Consider the following 16,694-nt stretch of genomic DNA (forward strand, 5'->3'; position numbering starts at 1 on the left):
ACGTGGAGCCGCAGGCAGGGGTGGGTGCAGTTGCGGGCCGTCGGGTGCAGTTCGGTGCAGTTGAAGGCCGTTCAGTGCACCCTGATGCTCCCCACCTGCTCCCCCGATCCCCGGCTCGTAATTGGGCTGCGCGGCCGACCGGCGGTGGATAGTCCCGCAGGTCGTTTCCTCGCCAGATCGCGGACGCTGGCCCGAGGTACGGCCATCGGAGGCCCCCCGGCAGCTACGGCAATGGCTGACGGCCGGCTGACCGGAATGGGGAGCAGGAACATACGGCTACGTATACGAACTTCCCCTACCAGGGCTTGACGCACTAACCTCGCAGGCCGGCCTGCCCAACGTGCGGTGCCGGTACCGCACGTCACTGACCCAGGGATGGCAGCACCGTTCGAGCCGGGCCAGGCTCCGGGGAGCCCGCTCATCGTGAGCGGGCTCCCGAAACGGCTCAACCGAGGCCCAACAGCTCAGCTACAGTCGCGCGGATCGCGGCAGGTCAATGCGTCTCGCCGGCGCCGTCGAGGTGGAGCGGCAGGACTGCGGCAGTTGTCACGGCCAGGTCGCGGTCAAGAAGCTCGTCCCGCGGGACGAACACCATTGCGCGGCCCTCGCCGACCACCACATCCTGTTGCCGAGCATCGGTCCGGCCGCGGAAGACGTGAACAGTCACCGTGTGCGGGAAGCCGGCCTCGTACGGGCGTGGGCCGCTCCACAACGCACGCAACTCACCCGCCGTCAGGGCCGTCTCCTCCAATAACTCCCGGCGCGCCGCCTGTTCAGGCGTCTCGCCCGGCTCGACATGACCACCCGGCAGGCTCCACTGGTTCGGAGAAGCCGACGTGTGGTCATCGCGATGCTGCAGGAGTACCGCCTCCGAGGAATTGACGAGAAGCACCAGCGCAACGTCATAGGTCGCCATGGCGAGATCGTCCCAGACCCGCTGCCACCTATCGGTGCGGCAGACCCACCCGGTGTCGGCTAGCTGCTGCTAGAACCGCGCGGGTCGCCAGGAAGGCCCCGCGATCTTCGGCGGTTTGGTCAGCGTGGGGATGATGGCGTGCCAGGTGGCGTGCCAGGCGCTGGGAGGAAGTGCCAAGGTGGCGCACACCTCACCCGCCAGCTCCTCGGGGCTGCGACCGCGCCACGGGGTGCCGACGAAGATCTGGTAGTCACCGTCGATCTGAAGGGCGACCTGAAACAGCTCCTGATCGCGGTAATCGTTGGCGACCCAACTGGGTCTGAGGCCGTAGGTAAGCAGCCGATCGCGGTCCACGTCGGTAAGGACGCGCCGTCCGGCGGCACGCTCGGACGTCTCCCACGAATGATCCGCAGCCACCCGTGCGACTTCCACGTCGTACTCCGCAGCTACGAACGACACGCCCCGCATCATGGGCACCTCCAGCGACCAGTCCCAGTGCACCAGATCGCCATCCCGCGCGATGGTGACGTCTGTGGACCCACAGCCGTAGACACCGCACTCGCATCGGGCGATCGCAACGGTGCACGGCTCGGAGGCGGCCACGAGACGATTGGTGGGAACAAGGACGTCGTACGGGTCCATCCCGAGACCCGCTCCGGCAGAGGTCATCTCCGTACCGTTGACGTAGACCCGGACCTGGAATTCGCCGCCCGCGTCGCCGGGCACCGGCGATACCTCCAGACGGAGAGAGTCGACTCCTGGCCGGCGGGCGACTCCTCCACCTGCTGCAAGGGCGAAGCCTGGAGGGACAGTGCCCGGATAGGGAATCCCTATTTCCCCAAGTGACTTGCCCACGAGATCGCCGATATCCCAGGACGAGTCATGCACCGAAGCACCAGCTAGCTCACGCAACGTCGGCGAGTCCAGCCCGTCAATCAACGCCTGACAAGCGGCATGGATCAGGTCCGCCAATCCGTACCCGGTGTCGGTGTTCCAATGCGCCACAGCGTCGTACAGGCGCTGCTCCGCGGACCCGCCGCCCTTCTCAGTCACGCCAACCATCATCCACAGGCCCTGCGAGGACCGCACCACCGTTTCACTCCGCCCCCGGTCAGCCGCACGTCGGCCAGTCGCTCATCGCCCGATTGACAACCTGGGCCCCCAGTGCTGACGCCTTCGGATCCGCCGAAGAGGTCACTGTTCAGGAAGCCCTACTCAAAGGCTCGCCGGTGGGATCTGGGTCTCAGCTCGCGGGATTCGTACCGACGCCACCGCGACGACAGCCAGAGCCGTGCATCGATGCGGGCTGGCCTCGTGATTGGCGCCGGTAGGCCTCAGTTCGACAGCCGGCACCAGCCAGTCGGGAGGCTGGAGGCTTGACCTCTTCGGTATCCACTGGGAGGTCACGGCGCACCAATTGACCGCATCACCACAGGTCAAAGCCCTCCTCTGCGTCCTGCGTCGGAGAGCACTTCGGGCGCGGTGACCACTTCGCCAACCTGCACCCAATCTGCTCCCATCTGCAAGGCCAGGCCAACCAACGACTCCTTACCGCCTTGACCTGCGCACACTCCCCTACCAGGCGACATAGAGCGCTGTCGACTGCTGCGCAGAACCGCAGAGCACTCCGCGGGAAACAGGACGCCGCACCGACTCTGACCTGCGGAAACGTGGAGCCGCAGGCAAGGGTGGGTGCAGTTGAGCGCCGTTCGATGCCGTTGGACGCAGTTCAAGGCCGTTCAGGGCACCCCGCTGCTCCCAACCTGCTCCCCCAAACCGGGCTCGCAGTAGCCGGCGGCGTATGCGGATCCGCTGGGCGGCGCCCCGACGTCTTGAGCGCCGGCATCGGCGGTCGGGCTGGTGTCGCGCTCGATCGCCGACGGATCTATGCCGGCTCGCGCACGCCGCCGGCGTTGCCACCGTCGTCTGGCGTCGGTTCGGCCGGGGCTTCGGGCAGTTCGTCCGGCGCGCCAGGCAGAAGGACGCCCGCGTCGTCGGGCACCGGTTCACGCGGGTCGATGGGCGGATACTGTTCGGGGTCGAGATCCGGTCCAGTCATCAGGCGAGTATCCGTCGTCTTCCGGACTGCCGCTCGTCGGGCCCGCGAGCCGGGGGGCCTTCCCCTCGCCTTAGGCGATTGGCGGCACTGATCAATCCGGCGCGGGGTTGCTGGTCGGCTGAAGTGCCTGGCATGATCCGGACATGATCGAAAGAATCGAGTCCTCTGTCCGCCGGTGAGCGTGACACCCGAGCCTGGGCTGCTCGGACCTCAGCTGTCGTTATTTGATCATGCGTTGCGGATGCATCGTGAGGATCCCGACGCGCCTCTTCTCCGTGACGGTGAGCCGTATCCGGATGATGGACAGCACCGAGGTCGGAAGTCCCGTCCTCGAGAGCCGGAGGATCGGCGCCGCAGCGGTGCTGACGTCGCCGCCGTCTTGGATACGCATTTCGCCGATCCGTCCGCCGTTCCAGGCGATCTTGCCGGGGCGTTCCATGACCTTTATGTTTCGATCCATCCCAATGAACACATCGCGGCTGCTGCCTGTCGCGTGGACGCCGAACGTGTCCGAGCGACCGGTCGCTGGCTTGTCCAGCATGCGACCGATCGGTGCGCTGCGACTGTTGGTCTGGCGTTGCTGACCACCGTGTGGGATGAGGACGACATCGAGTTGATCAAAACGATCGGGTTGCTGTCGGGCCACTTCGGCCCACTGGCCGCCCGTGCGCTGGAACGGCGGTCGTGGTGTGGCGGCTCGGCCGCATTGCTGTGGCTAGCCGAGCGGGTCACGGGCTGGGGACGGGTCTATGTCGTGGAGTCCCTGTGCACGATCGGCAGCACCGCAGCGCGGCCGTGGATGCTGCGACGCGCCTGTGATGGCGACTACCTCAACCGCTACTTCGCCGGAGAGGTCGCCGCTTCGGCGCACCTACATGAGGCGATCACCGCAGCGAATCCTGACAGCGAGTTGGTCGATCACACCGGTCTGCTGCTGACCATCATGGCTGACAGCGGCGGCACGGGCATCACGCTCGAGCACTACCCGCCCGCCTCCGCCGTTCTAGAGGCCCACTGCGAACACGCCGGCCGCCTAGAGCCATCGGTAGAGCGTTTCGTCATCGCCGCGCAACTGGCTGAGCATTTACATCATCCAGCGGCGGAACGAATAGCTTGGCCCGAGGGCGGACGAGAGCGCGTTCTGAGCGGCTATCTTTCCCTGCTCGATCGCGACGAGTGGTGCACGGTCGCTCGCGCTGGGCTGGCCGCCGGCGATCACCGTGTTACCTGGCTTGCGGGAGCGCTGGCACCAGGCCTTGGGCTTCGAGCGTTCAGCGTGAACGACGAGTAGCGCCCGGAGGGGAGGCCGGCGGGGAAAGGTTTGCGGTCTCCCGTCGGCCTGCCGCCGGTTGTCCTCGTGTCAGATACCTCCAGAGGTTCGCCTCTTTTGCGCTTGCGGCATGCTGGTGCGGTGCTTGCCAACGACGTAGTCGCCGCTCTTGCAAAGTGGTCGCCGTGGCTACCCTTCCACGATGCGGCTGTCTCGGCGCCGCGTCTCCCAGGCGTGTACCTCGCTCGGCAAGGGGCAGCAGGCGGTCTCGTCTACGTGGGCATGGCCGGCGAGCGACGTGGCCAAGGACTTCGAGGACGGCTCACGGTGTACCGCCGTGGGAAGGCAGCGGTCAGTGGGCTGGGAGAAGCCGTCCTGGATCGGGCCCTTGCCGATGCCACCTTCGTGCAGGAGCACCTTGAGCAACTCATCGGAGGCCAGCCCAAGCGCGCGGCGACTTGGGCGCAAGACGCCTTGCACTGGGCCGACCTGCATATCAGATGGGCTGTGACGGAGGACCGGCAAGCTGCAGTGACACTCGAGCGAGCAGTCCTAGACGCATCTGCCGCGTCACCGCTTTGGAACCGAGCACGATAGCGATTCGTCATCGCGGCATCCCAAGCCTATCCCGAGCGGGCAGCGGCAGAAGAGGACGCATGCATTATTCAGCTAAACCGCTTGCCACCTGATCGGCAATATTGAACGTGGTACGGCACTCGGGACAGGTGAAACGGCCGAACAATTTTGTGAGGGAGGTAGCCACGAATTCGCGACCCGCCTGCACGGCCTCGGCATGCAAGCGTTCGGCCAACTCCGAGGAGAGGCCCGGTTCGATGGTGGATTCCCCAGGCTCCAGGCAGAGGAGTAGTTCGCTCTTGCACGCTGGGCATTCCAGTTCGGCCTCACCGCCGTTGATATGACTCAGTTCTGAGCTCCAGACTTTCTCACCGTCCAAACCGAGAACTGCCTGTTGTAGACCCACGAAGGTGAAGTCGTGAAAGGCCTCGTCCGCCAGACCATCACAGGCGAGCGCCCGTAAGGTGGCGATCTCCTGGGCGTACAACGTGCGGCTCGCGGCGTCGGCCGCCCGTGCGACCACCCCCGCGAGTGCCAGGACCTCGACCCGTTCGCGCCGGGAGAATGTCGAGCAGGTCCGGGCCAGCCAGGGCAGGACGGCAGGCTCTGGGAGATCCCAAGTGCCATCAGGCGACGGTCCATTCCAGATTCGTCCCCACGCTGGAGAATTCGAATTCGCCGCCGCAGCGTCCAGTGTCTCTTGATCAACCTTCACCCGACGAAGCCTCCCACAGACGCAGATCGCCGCCGCCATCTGCAGGAGCTTGGGTTACAAAATGCGGGTCAGCCCGTGCATCGCGGCGAACTGCGTGTCCGGACGCGGTGCGGGCAGCCGCAGAAGGTCATCGGCGTCGCGGTCGCGCTGTTGGCTGCCCAGCACGATCCCGGCGCGTTCGAGTGTCGGGTGACCAACGAAGGGAACGAGCGCGTCGACTGGCAGATGCGGCGCTGCCACCAGGAGTTCCCGCAACTGTGGTGCCGCGGCGAGGCCCTGGAGGGCTGCCGGATGGCGGAGATGACGCATCCCGAGGCATTCGGCGCGCGTCAGCATGATGCTGGAGCTGAAGTCCGGAAGCCGGTCGACGGTAAGCGTTTCCAGCCACAGCCACTGCAATGCCGGCAGGTCTGTCACCGGGGTGAGGTCGTTGAGCTTTCGAACCTGGCGCAGTGCCAGGTAGCGGAGTGTGGGGAGCTGGGTGAGCCATTCGCTGTTTGTCAACGAGCCGAGGGTCAGCGCCAGGGCCTGAAGGTGTGGCAGGGCGATGACGGGCAGGACGTGGTCGACGGGAAGCCGCCACAGCGACAGGTCCCGCAGACCCGGGTTGGCGTGCAGCAGTTCGAGAAGCCCACGCCGGTGCTCGGCGACCCTCAGCCGGCGAAGCCGACGAAATTGGGCAACAGGAGCGAGGTCGAGAGGCTTCCGGGTCTCGCCGATGTCAAGGAACTCCACCTCAGCGCTCAACTGATCCAACGGGGTCAGATCGGTCAGGTGCCACAGGTCCGCGACGCTGAACCGGCGAACGTGTGGAAACCAGCGCAGGAACCGCAGCGTCGCGAGGTCGTCATCGAACCCGTAGACCCGCAGCGGGACCATCGGATGATCCCCCAGGAGCGCGGCCACCGAACGATACTCCGCCTCGGCGAGCGGCTCCTGGAACTGGACAACACCCGCATCCCCCAGCCGGGCGCGGAGCTGCGCAACATCGACCGGACTCCGCACCTCCACGACACTGCCCATCCCCAACATGATCCTCCACCGCCTACCGACTACCGCCTGCGGCAGCCGGATCATGCTGGTGATGTGTGCCGCCGCGGTGCCAGTAGGGTCAGCCGGTGACCGCGGACGACATAGCCGCCAGATTGCCGACCATCGGACGGCTGCGGCAACGCTGTAAAGCGTTGGCCGTGCTGGAACGCATCATCGATGGTGGAGAACCGTACTACGCCTATACCTCAGCATGGGGTCCAGACGAGGCGGCGCTGATGAGCAACGGCAGTGGTGATGAGTGGGCGGTCGTGTTCACCGTCGACGGAGCGTTCATCCGGGTCTTTGACCATGAGTCGGCCATGTCGCCCTACGGCGACCCGGACCACGAGTTGTGGTCCAGTCTGCTTGACGGCATCCCCGCCGCGCTACGCCCGCAGGTGGGTGAACCCGCCTTCTGCGATGAGAACGGGCAGTTCATCGCGACCGCAGTGCTGTGGCGACTATCCGATGACGACCGTTGGCACGTTGGCGACGGCATCAGCTTTCCACCACTGCGCGGGCCGTACGACGACACCGGGCCGGACGGTTCCGGCATGCTCGAAATCCTGCTCGACGGCATCGTCGACCAATACATCGAGTTCGCCAGCGGCTACTACGAGATTGAGCTGAACCGCCCCGCCGTCGAACACATCGTCGCTCACCGGCCGCTCACCGACACCGTGATACGCACCCTGAACCCGCAACTCACCCTCGCTGACCTGAGCAAGGACATCGCCGCGATCGGTTACCCGACCACCACGTAGCGGCAGGCGGACCAGGCCGCTTGCCCTGCTAGCGGATGTGTCCATGACGACCAGGCACATCCGCCAACGCAGGCCCGAAAGCCGCCGCGCCGAACTCGGTCCGGGCACATCAACGGTCCCTGGCCTGAAACGCCGGGACCGTTCGAGGGGCTTCGGGCATCCGTGACGCCCTCGGTATCCACTGGGAGGTCACGCCGCACCGCTCGATCTCCATCACCGCAGGTCAAGGCCCCTCGTCTCTGTCCGGCGTCGGTGAGCACTTCGGGCGTGGAGACCTCTTCGCCAACCTGCACCCAATCTGCTCCCAGTTGCAAGGCCAGGCCAACCAACGGCTCCTTACCGCCTTGACCTGTGCACACTCCCCTGCCAGGCGACATAGAGCGTTGGCGACCGCTACGCAGAACCGCGGAGCACTCCGCGGTGAAGCAGGACGCCGCACCGCCCTTAAGCTGCGAAAACGAAAGCTGCAGCTAGGGTGGGCGCAGTTGCACGCCGTTGGTTGCCGTTCGGTGCAGTTGACGGCCGTTCATCGCACCCTGTTGCTCCCAACCTGCTCCCCCGAGCCCAGGCTCGTGCCGGGCTGCTGTCGGCAGGCCGAGATGAGCGGTCCCGAAGATTGTCCAGCAAACGCATCGTGGCTGCTGGCTGAGCGGCCATCGGCTGACGCAGGCGCCCGGCCAGCGATCGCTCGCCTCGGGCGTTCCCGACATGCTCCCACTGCCTGGCCGTCACAGGCCGCATCTGCGGATGCCGCGCCTTCTTGCGGCGGCAGATGCGGTAAGCCCGCCCGTAGTCAGCGGTTCCGACAACGCCTTGCTGCTTCGGGGCTGCGGTGCTTGACGGCACATTTGCCGTGTCGATACACCGGTGCGGGTGAGATCGACCGGTTCGTCGAACCGCTGCGAAGCGCGGTCGTGAGGGGCCGCTCGACCGCGTGGTACTTCAACGCGCCCAGTGGGTTGGCGATCTGCGAAGCAGCGTAGCTGGCCCTACGCACGCTCTTCGGCACGACAGCCTTGCGGACCACCCGCTTCGCCGATCGGACCGGATGGACAGCGCGTCGGACTCCGCGCGGAATGAAGAGACGGGACAGGAAGCCCATGTGGCAACGCTAGCGTTCGTCGACGCGTCGCGGAGTCGGCCATACGTATGGCCGAACGAGGTCAGATCGGGCGGCAGGCCTCGGAAGACGGACCCGTCCGACTTCGGGCCTCTCGCCGGGGCGTGTAGCAGCGGCAGACACGGCGACTGACACCAGCTCATGAGGAGCGACAGAACCACGCATGCCCTATCGCTTCGCGGGCGCGCCACCACCGGTACTCCTCAAGCCTCAAACTACCGGCACCCTGCCATTGCCCTTGGCCGCGTACAGGGCTCGGTCGACATCCCGAAGCGGCTCGCCGGTCCGGGTCTGCACATCTAGACAGGCACGCAGATAGGGAAGCCAGGTCCGCCGATCCTGGGAGTCTGGCGCCACCTCGGCGTAGCCAATGGCGTTGATCGACTTCACTGCGCGCTCGTCAAGGACGGTCCATCGCTGTGGATCCATCGTCATAAGCAGTGCGCTGCCGAGAGCAGGGCCGACGCCCTGAAGTACGCGTATCACGCGCATCGCAGCACCGTCATCCTGACAGCCGCGGGCTGCAGCGGTGATATCCCGAACGGTTTGATCCGATTCTTGGGCCAAACCCCTCCCAGCGTTAGCCCGGCGGTGAGCCATGGCATTGAACTTCCAGCCGATTACCGTTAGCACAGCGGAGCGATTGAGGACCTTCGCTCCAAGCAGCGGAGCCAGGACCTGGTCGTGCTCGACGGGGTAGCGCCGCGCCCACGTCTGTACCCAACGAGTCAACTCGCCGTCGTCAATCACGGGCGGAAGCCTAGCTACCGGCGCTTGCGGCACGACCGGGTGGTTGATCACATCGTGAGCACCAACGCCGCATGGGCGCCCGTCGGCTCAGCCGGCTGAGGAGCTATTGCTTCCGGTCATGGTGACGATGCGAGCGGTCACGGTGTCTGGGTCGACGAGTTGGTGCAGATGCCGGCCGAGGACCTGGTCAACTTCCGGGTACGCCGATGACGAACACAGTATCGAAGCCGCAATCATCTGCTTCTCAGCGAGGCTGGGTGGAAATTACCTAGGCCGCGCGCAGTCACTCGGGCCGTGGTGAGGATTCCACGCCATCCCGGGCACGGGACACCGCGAAGGGGTCCTCCGGAAGGAAACAGCCGTAGTCCTGCAGGGGCTGAGCGTCGTCGAGTACCACCTCTTGCAGCCAACCGGCCGGCGACAGGCCGTCCGGCCGTCCGCTCAGCCGCGCCCCAGGCCGACGTCCATCCACACCAACCATCTCGCCGTCCACGGCGTCGGCGGCGAGGGTTCCGTCCCGGTCGAGCAGGGCGTGTACGGCGTCGTAGGCGTCAGTAACCGCCTCGGCCGCCTCCGCATCGGTCAGACCCGGGTTGCGGTCGCACAGCGCCTGCCGTGCTGCGGCCATGAACCGGTCCGGGTCCACTACGACGACGTCGCGTCGTGTCCGGATGCTGATCACCATTCCCTCCCTCGGTGCCACGGCGTCCGTCATACCGGGAGGGTAAACCCGCTTGGCCTGGCCGGCAGCCGTCGGCCGCTTGGGGCTCGTCGGCCGCAGCATGCACGTTCTTCAACGTGTGCGGACGTCACCCGCTTCTGAGGCGTGAGCCACTCGTGCTGACGCCTTCGCATTCGCCGAAGAAGTCTCCAGCCTGATGGGTCTACTCAGGACGTTGCCCGTGGGATCGGTTTCGCAGATGACGGGGTCGCGGCCAACTCCACCGCGGCGCTTCTAGGTCGGCCTGCACGTCGTCGGCCAAGGCACTGGGCAACAGCGCCACGCTGCCGTTGCTATCCGAATCATCGCAAGCGGCAAGTGAAGGTCGGCGTACGCGTCATGACTCCGAGGACGAACGACTGTGACAGTGATGGACGCCTACCCCCAGCGGCGGCGCCGATAGACCGGGACTTCACGCACCGGCATCTCGGACCAGTGCAGCGGCCTGTCGACGACGGGTCGGGCGAGGTAAGGGGTGATCCGGTCGCGTTCGTGTTCTTCGGCGAATCGTTCAGCTTGCATGGTGTCACCGGCGACGTCGAGGGCTTTGATGAGTTGCACGACGAGGAGGTCGAGGCGGTGGTTCTCGGCTTCAGCGGCCGCGAGGCGTTCGTGGGCTACGACGGCGCGGTGGCCGCACCATTGCCGCAGAAGTTCGTGCTCGGGCCGGACATGCTTGCGATACCACCGATACTCCCATTCCGGACTGGACTTTTCGCCCTTGTGGATAGGATGCGGGCCGCCGTGTTTGCACTTGTGCCGGGCTTCGGCCTCCTCCTCGATCACGTGCTCCAGGATGGTGTGCGATTGGGCTCGGCAGGCGGCCTCCGCGATGATGACAGCGCCGGCGGGCGAGACGATCGTGGCGTCATCGGTGGTGAACCACTGAACCGTCTCGAGGATCTCCTCCACGGGCACATGAAGGATGTCGGTCAGCTTCGCGCGATCCTTTAAGATCGTTGCGTTTTCGACCGGACGCCAGTCCAGCTCTGCCACATCCTCAGGGATGAGGGCGGAGTAGACGGTGAGAACCGCGCTCCGCTCGACGGAGTCGAGCTCGAAGTCGTCGATGCGCTGCCAGTCCGCTTGCCGGGCGTCGTAGGCTTCAACGTCGGCCCACCGGGCTTTCAGCCGGGCTGACGACACGGTTTGCAGACGGCGGCCGGCGTCGTCGTCATCGAGGAACTCCACCTCGATGATCGCACTGGCCTTCTTCGGTGTGACAGCTCTGATGCGCACGCGTTCCGACGGCGCCGTGTCCCGAGACCGGTAGGCCCAATCGTCTCCGAGGACGTACTGCGATGCATCGAACGCCACTTCAACCGCCTTTCGGATGCTGCCCCTGCCATCTCACAGTGTGACCCGCTCGCGCACCGCTCTGACATCAACTGATGGCCGACGATGACCAGTTGGTGAGGGTCTCTGCCGAGGACGAAGCTCGGGGTGTAACCAACCGATGGATGACCGTGCGTTGAGTGGTTGGTGCTCAACGCCGGCTGCGGCGATGAACGGAGCTGTAGTGGCCGCGCTCGCCGGTCGGCTTGAGATTCAGCCTCCTGGCGGCCGCGATGAGGTTGTGAACGCGCTGCTGGCTGAGGACTTCCTCATTGCAGCCGGGGGCCTACGGGTTCGCGGCAGCGCTATCGGGACGGTGGTGACGCCGGGCTGCTGTGCCGGGCTGGAGGACTGGCGCAACTGGGCCCAGGTATTAACCGGCAAGTCGCCGTGGCTGGGACACGACCCGAGGCGACCGGGCATCAGCCACAGTCGCGCCGTCCGCCTCGGCGGGATACTCCGGCAGGAGGTCGTCCCAGACGACCAGCCAGGATCCGTAGAGCTGCGTGCCTGGCCCCTCCGGCCGGGCGAAGAACCAGACGTGCAGGTGAGCGCTGCCGTCGCCGATGCGGTAGACGTGGCGCGGATGCCCTGCTCCCGGCTGTCCGGCGTCGAGCCCTTCTCGTGCCTGTCTTACGCAGTTTCGGTCTGTGCACGTGGTCCCGGGTGGTCGTCGACGGCACCGCCGACGTCCGCGCCGACGGGCTCCGGTTGGGTCGGTATGGGAAGGCCGGTTTCGTCGTGAAAGCCATTCGGTTCCTGCCGGCGAGCCGCAGGCGGTGGCATTGGCGGTGCGGCGAGGACGAGCGCGACGAGCAGCAGCGTGGCGAATACCAGCTCGACGAGGACCGCTGGCACCACGATCTGCGGACCGGGTTCTTGCCACCAGTGATCGCCCACGCTCGCGATGACGCCGGCCAGTACCGGGGTCAGCAGGCCGTAGGCGAGCATCCCGTACACCACGAACGTCAGCGACCGGACGCGCGAGGTCCGGGTCTTGTTCTCTGCCGCGTGCTGGCGCCGGGCGCGTCGCCGCCACCGGGCGAGGACGAGGACAGTGAGGCCCAACAGGACCGCCGCTGGCACGGCCCATACGACCCACAGCCAGAGCATTCGAGGCGCGTCATCTGAGACAAGTCGCAGGTACCGGTCTGCCGTCATCGCTAGCAGCAGGCAGATCCCGACTGTCACGCCGTAGATCATCCCGGCCGCGATGCGCGGCAGGTTGACGATCGCCGGGTCCGGCTGGGCCAGTTCGGGCCGCTGGTCCGTGGTCGTCTGGCCTGTGCTGGCGTCTGCCGGCGGTGGTTGTTTGGTATGGGTGTCGAGATGGGCTGCCAACAGCCAGCAGATGCTGGATACGACGCCGGCGGCGCCGACGCCGAGCATGCCGCTGGCGAACATTCCGTCGGTCCAGACCCGGGCGCATTCGCCGTCGTTTCCGCTGCCAGTGACGTGGCTGAAGAGGTAGCTGTCGAAGCCGAGCACGATGAAGGTCGGGCTCAGCACCGCCAGTGCCTGGGTGTATCGGCCACCCCGCATGGCGAACAGCATCACGATGCCAGTGAACACGAAACCGGCGAGGACGCCTGCGAACTGGGAGTTGGTGGAGGCCGAGGTGATGATGCTCCACCCATGGCTTGCGCACGCTTGGGCCGGATCCATATGGACAGGATCGGGAACAACCGCGATGGGGAGTAGGTGCCTGACCGCTACCTGACACCCCAACCAGTCGCGGGCACAAGGTGGTGCTGGGGTACACCACCGTCGGAATGGCCACCGGTGTGGTGATCACCGGTGCGGTCGGGGCGACATTCACCGGGGTCGTCGCGGCGCTGGAGGTGTACCGCCGGACTGCGGGGTGGGTGCTGTAGTTGACCTGGATGTAGCTGAGCAGTCGGCTGGCGGTGGCTCCGGCCGAGAGTTTCCGGTTGATCTCGGCGTAGAGGTTCGCGGTGCCGATGCTGCTGACCAACGTCCGGACCTGGCCGAGTTAGGGGACATGTACGGGTCGTCCGTGCTGCCCCCGCCGAGGTTGGGCAGGTGTGGATCCCAGCTAGCCAGCTGCGACCCTCTGGTCGTTGCGGCCTGTGGGAGACACCTCGACGATAAGATCGTCTGAATCCGCCGTCTTTTCCAGCTCGATTCGCTGGCCGAGCTGGTACGCAGACGCGACGATTCGGCAGTTTTAGCTACCCGTGAGAGCAGCCGGGCTGGTCGCGAGGGTGGCGATGCCTTCGTCGAGCTGGTCGCCCTCGTGGCTGTCGCCGAGTACCTGCCGGGGTGCTCTGACCCGCTCCTGCGCCGTGCCGTACCAGTCGGCCTGGCGGCGCTACGTGGCGCCCGGTCAGCTCCCGAGGTGCTCCAGATTGCTGCCCGCCTCGGCGAGGTAGAACGCTGCTTCGCCCAGCGACCTTCTGGCGCTGACAATCCGGGAGAGGGGTGATTGCGTCCCGCTGTGCTGGCGAGGCAGCTGCTCGCCTTCAAGACGGTGCACGATCGTCTCGACGGTGCGGGCGGTGCTGTGAAGTATCCACACCCGCCCGCTGATGGTCGGCGTGGGCATGGGCGCGGCGTTGCGCCCGTCGAGCCAGGTGTGGACGGTTGGTTGGGCGACGCCGAGCTTCGCGGCGGTGGCGCGTTCGGACATGCCGGCGGCGGTTGCGGCGATGGCGGCGGCGCGTGCCTCTTCGTCGGCTTCGGTGATGAGCCGGGCGAGGGGGGCGAGTGCGTCGCGGAGGGCGCGGGCGCGATCGAGCCGGGTGAGCGCCTCGGCTAGTGCGGTGGTGCTGTCGGTGGTGTTGGTCATGAGGTCTCCGGTCGCTGGGCGGCTAATGCCGATAGTCAGCCTATCGGTGTACCGCAACTAGCGATAGTGAGCCGTTCGCTATCTGGTGATCGGACATGACGTCAGGACAGACGTCGTGACGTCATGAACCCCGTCCAGATGGCCGCACCTGCTGACTGATCGGCGGAAAGGCCCTACATGCAAGGCCATTGCGGGGTGCACCGGCAGAGAAAGATGCCACTACCGGTTCAGCTTCCACGTGAGGCCGATTAGAGTCGGGGCCGTCCGCGCGGATGGCTTCTATCGGTCCGCGTAGTGAGGGGACGGCCGCCGCCCCCGTAGCCAAACGGTCGACGGCCGTCCAACCGGTGCTCCCCATCTGGCCAACGGTCAGGTGGGGAAGCATCCGGCAAGAGCGCTCACAAGGGCCGCCAGCGCACCGAGCACGGCCGCCCAGGCGTAAAGCCTGGCGGTCGTCCGGTCGGGGGCCTGGCCGTCCTGATCAGCTCCCACCTCTCACCTCCCTCCATCTGCGACAAAGCGGCGTACGCAGTGGTGGGTGGTGCGAGAGAAGACGGTATCGCCTTCCTGCACGCTCTGTTGACTAGACCCCTGAGCGGTGAGTCCGCATCGCACAAGCTGTCTGATATGTGGAAGTCTCGATATACGCAGGTCAGGGGGTTCAGCTATGCCCCGGCCTGGATGTGATGGGAGTGCGGGCGCCACACACCCCTGGTGCGTTTGTGCGACATCCGGGGTCGATTTCACTCCTGACGGGAATCGATCTCCTGTGGCGTGACTCGGACAGCCCTCGATCGTTCTGACCTGAATTCGCCCGACGGGATTCCCACAACGAGCGTAAACTCTGCTACACGTTGAGGTGTGCGGGAGAGCGACCCTCGCGGAGCAGAACTGAGGGCAAGGCGCGTGCCCAGCGCCGCCTGGACGACGCCGGCGCCCGGCGGACGCCCGCGAGCAGCTGGGCCTCGCCGCGTGACCGACCCAACCGTCAGGGCCATCCTCGACACGTCCGCGATCATCGGTTCTGCCGCGAGTCGGTCGGCGTGGGTGAGGTCATCACCGAAGTCGCCGACGAAGGCGGCTATGTGTTCGGCCCGCCGGTGCTGTGTCTCGCTGGGCTGCCCGCGTCGTCGCCGACCAGGCCCGCCGCCTGGCGCTGCTTGCCAATCACCGGCGCTGCTGAGGTGCTCAGCCCTGATCCGGACACCTGGCAGGCACTCGCGGTCATCCTCGACACGGTGAGTCGGGTTGCCTCGGCCCCGGCCGTACTCGCTGCCATCGGCCTGGGGTGCCACGTTCTCGGTGGCCAGCCTGGACTGTGCAGCGGCCTCGCTGGCGGCGGCCCGGTCATCGGGGTCTGACTACGAACGCCGCACTGCCTGGCGGTCGTAGGCGACAACGGCATGGGCAGGCCGGCTCTTCACCAACTCGACGAAGTTCGAGTTGTGGCTGCCGATCGTGAAGTTGTCCCGTCCGACTGGTTCCAAGTCGACGGACGAGACGTCGTCTGATTCCCACGACGCTGATCGCAGCCCGACCGGTTCCGACCAGGAGCGACCCAGTGTGCCGTCGCCGGGCAGCAGCACCGGCGGCTTCCTGACCGGATCACGGTCGGCCCGGTCAGCTCCGCTGGCCCGATCGTGGATGCCAATGATGTCGACCACGACCCAGCAGCGGTGGCGGTTCACCACGGCGTACCGGCGGCCTTCCGGGTCTCGGTACGGCGGCATGAGCATGATCCTCCGCTGCTCGACGCGCACGAAGGCGCCGTTCTGACGTTCTGGCCGTTCAGCCGCCGGCGGTGACGTGCTCGCACACCCGGTGGGGCCGGTAGCCGCCCGGGACGTCGGCGCCGATGATGTCCCAGAACGCTGGCGAGCCGTCGATGTGCCCGCCGAGCGTGTGCCAGGCGTAGCCGGGGTTCTCCCTGCGCAGGGCCGCGAGGCCGGCGGCGGCCAAGCCGCGGCGGCGGTAGGCCGGCAGGGTGTGCGGCTGTTCGACCCAGCCGATCCGGCACCGAGGACATATCTGGTAGTCGACCTCGAACACGAACTCGTCCCGTACGGACGCGTCATCGGGGTCGTGGGCGCGTAGGTTCGCCGCGCGCATCCGCCAGCCGATCCGCTCGTTCGAGACGGTGTCCTGCCACGGCGTGGCCAGCCGGGGCACGACCGGCCAGCCGGACCGGCGCGGCCACCGGCCTCCGGTCAACCGCAGGAGCAGCTCGCGCCACGGCTCACGCCCGGACACCCGACCGAGCATCGTCGCTGTACTGGCGACCAGGTCCCGGATCTCGGCATCACGCGAGCCGGTATCGGTCATCGGCGGCTCAGTCCTCGCTGGCGTCGGCCTGGGCCTGCCCGGCCTGCTCGACCAGCGCGTTGGTCAGGTCCCGCAGCCCGGCCACGACGTTCCAGTCCGGCCGGACTGCTGGGTCCAGGCCGCGGGCCTTGGCGTCCTCCCAGATCCGGTCGACGTAGTCATACAGCGCCTGCCGCGCCTGGATCTGCTCTGCCCGGCCGGCGGCGTCGAGCGCGGCCAGGCCTGCCGCGTCGCGTTCGACGAAGGCATCGATCAGCTCGATTGCCATGCCCTGGTGGTCCAGTTCGTTGTCCACATCGACCATG

The 16,694-nt window shown here is 66.6% G+C and carries 17 protein-coding genes; 3 read left to right on the plus strand and 14 right to left on the minus strand.

Annotated features, from left to right (window positions below; genetic code table 11):
- Positions 1-493: 493 nt before the first annotated feature.
- The 4 genes from AC3CF1_RS08230 to AC3CF1_RS08245 form a co-directional block, all read right to left on the minus strand.
- Positions 494-916 (minus strand): NUDIX hydrolase, encoded by a 423-nt coding sequence (locus AC3CF1_RS08230; RefSeq protein WP_488449977.1) that lies wholly within the window; start codon positions 914-916, stop codon positions 494-496.
- 69 nt (positions 917-985) lie between these two features.
- The gene (locus AC3CF1_RS08235) at positions 986-1,978 is read right to left on the minus strand and encodes a hypothetical protein (RefSeq protein WP_486482463.1); all 993 of its coding nucleotides are present in this window, start codon (positions 1,976-1,978) and stop codon (positions 986-988) included.
- Between the two features lie 823 nt (positions 1,979-2,801).
- Positions 2,802-2,975, minus strand: coding sequence for a hypothetical protein (locus AC3CF1_RS08240; protein WP_203148682.1), 174 nt, complete (start codon positions 2,973-2,975; stop codon positions 2,802-2,804).
- A 220-nt stretch (positions 2,976-3,195) separates the two neighbouring features.
- Positions 3,196-3,516 (minus strand): hypothetical protein, encoded by a 321-nt coding sequence (locus AC3CF1_RS08245; RefSeq protein ID WP_328532609.1) that lies wholly within the window; start codon positions 3,514-3,516, stop codon positions 3,196-3,198.
- A 36-nt stretch (positions 3,517-3,552) separates the two neighbouring features.
- Between AC3CF1_RS08245 and AC3CF1_RS08250 the strand changes: the two genes are divergently transcribed.
- On the plus strand, positions 3,553-4,266 hold the full coding sequence (locus AC3CF1_RS08250) for a hypothetical protein (RefSeq protein WP_488449978.1): 714 nt from the start codon (positions 3,553-3,555) through the stop codon (positions 4,264-4,266).
- A 640-nt stretch (positions 4,267-4,906) separates the two neighbouring features.
- Here the strand turns inward: AC3CF1_RS08250 and AC3CF1_RS08255 are convergent.
- Positions 4,907-5,575 (minus strand): hypothetical protein, encoded by a 669-nt coding sequence (locus tag AC3CF1_RS08255; protein WP_488449979.1) that lies wholly within the window; start codon positions 5,573-5,575, stop codon positions 4,907-4,909.
- Between the two features lie 15 nt (positions 5,576-5,590).
- The gene (locus AC3CF1_RS08260) at positions 5,591-6,559 is read right to left on the minus strand and encodes a hypothetical protein (RefSeq protein ID WP_488449980.1); all 969 of its coding nucleotides are present in this window, start codon (positions 6,557-6,559) and stop codon (positions 5,591-5,593) included.
- Positions 6,560-6,654: 95 nt separating this feature from the next.
- Here AC3CF1_RS08260 and AC3CF1_RS08265 point away from each other — a divergent pair, with 95 nt between their 5' ends.
- Positions 6,655-7,332 (plus strand): hypothetical protein, encoded by a 678-nt coding sequence (locus tag AC3CF1_RS08265; RefSeq protein WP_488449981.1) that lies wholly within the window; start codon positions 6,655-6,657, stop codon positions 7,330-7,332.
- A gap of 1,330 nt (positions 7,333-8,662) precedes the next feature.
- On the opposite strand, the gene AC3CF1_RS08270 is transcribed toward AC3CF1_RS08265, so the two are convergent.
- The 4 genes from AC3CF1_RS08270 to AC3CF1_RS08285 form a co-directional block, all read right to left on the minus strand.
- Positions 8,663-9,202: a hypothetical protein gene (locus AC3CF1_RS08270; protein ID WP_488449982.1), complete on the minus strand. Its 540-nt coding sequence runs from the start codon at positions 9,200-9,202 to the stop codon at positions 8,663-8,665.
- Between the two features lie 283 nt (positions 9,203-9,485).
- Entirely contained in the window at positions 9,486-9,917 is a 432-nt protein-coding gene (locus AC3CF1_RS08275) for a hypothetical protein (protein WP_488449983.1), read from the minus strand.
- Positions 9,918-10,301: 384 nt separating this feature from the next.
- Positions 10,302-11,240: a hypothetical protein gene (locus AC3CF1_RS08280; protein WP_488449984.1), complete on the minus strand. Its 939-nt coding sequence runs from the start codon at positions 11,238-11,240 to the stop codon at positions 10,302-10,304.
- 651 nt (positions 11,241-11,891) lie between these two features.
- Positions 11,892-12,923: a hypothetical protein gene (locus tag AC3CF1_RS08285; RefSeq protein WP_488449985.1), complete on the minus strand. Its 1,032-nt coding sequence runs from the start codon at positions 12,921-12,923 to the stop codon at positions 11,892-11,894.
- Positions 12,924-13,006: 83 nt separating this feature from the next.
- On the opposite strand from AC3CF1_RS08285, the gene AC3CF1_RS08290 reads away from it, so the two are divergent.
- On the plus strand, positions 13,007-13,132 hold the full coding sequence (locus AC3CF1_RS08290; protein ID WP_488449986.1) for a hypothetical protein: 126 nt from the start codon (positions 13,007-13,009) through the stop codon (positions 13,130-13,132).
- A gap of 473 nt (positions 13,133-13,605) precedes the next feature.
- Here AC3CF1_RS08290 and AC3CF1_RS08295 read toward each other — a convergent pair whose 3' ends face one another.
- The 4 genes from AC3CF1_RS08295 to AC3CF1_RS08310 form a co-directional block, all read right to left on the minus strand.
- Entirely contained in the window at positions 13,606-14,067 is a 462-nt protein-coding gene (locus tag AC3CF1_RS08295; protein ID WP_488449987.1) for a helix-turn-helix domain-containing protein, read from the minus strand.
- A 1,361-nt stretch (positions 14,068-15,428) separates the two neighbouring features.
- Positions 15,429-15,797 (minus strand): hypothetical protein, encoded by a 369-nt coding sequence (locus AC3CF1_RS08300; protein WP_488449988.1) that lies wholly within the window; start codon positions 15,795-15,797, stop codon positions 15,429-15,431.
- A gap of 58 nt (positions 15,798-15,855) precedes the next feature.
- The gene (locus tag AC3CF1_RS08305) at positions 15,856-16,389 is read right to left on the minus strand and encodes a hypothetical protein (protein ID WP_488449989.1); all 534 of its coding nucleotides are present in this window, start codon (positions 16,387-16,389) and stop codon (positions 15,856-15,858) included.
- A gap of 7 nt (positions 16,390-16,396) precedes the next feature.
- Positions 16,397-16,693, minus strand: a complete 297-nt coding sequence (locus tag AC3CF1_RS08310; RefSeq protein ID WP_488449990.1) for a hypothetical protein — start codon at positions 16,691-16,693, stop codon at positions 16,397-16,399.
- Position 16,694: the final 1 nt, after the last annotated feature.

It is taken from the genome of Micromonospora sp. MGP-C2, from assembly GCF_057766525.1.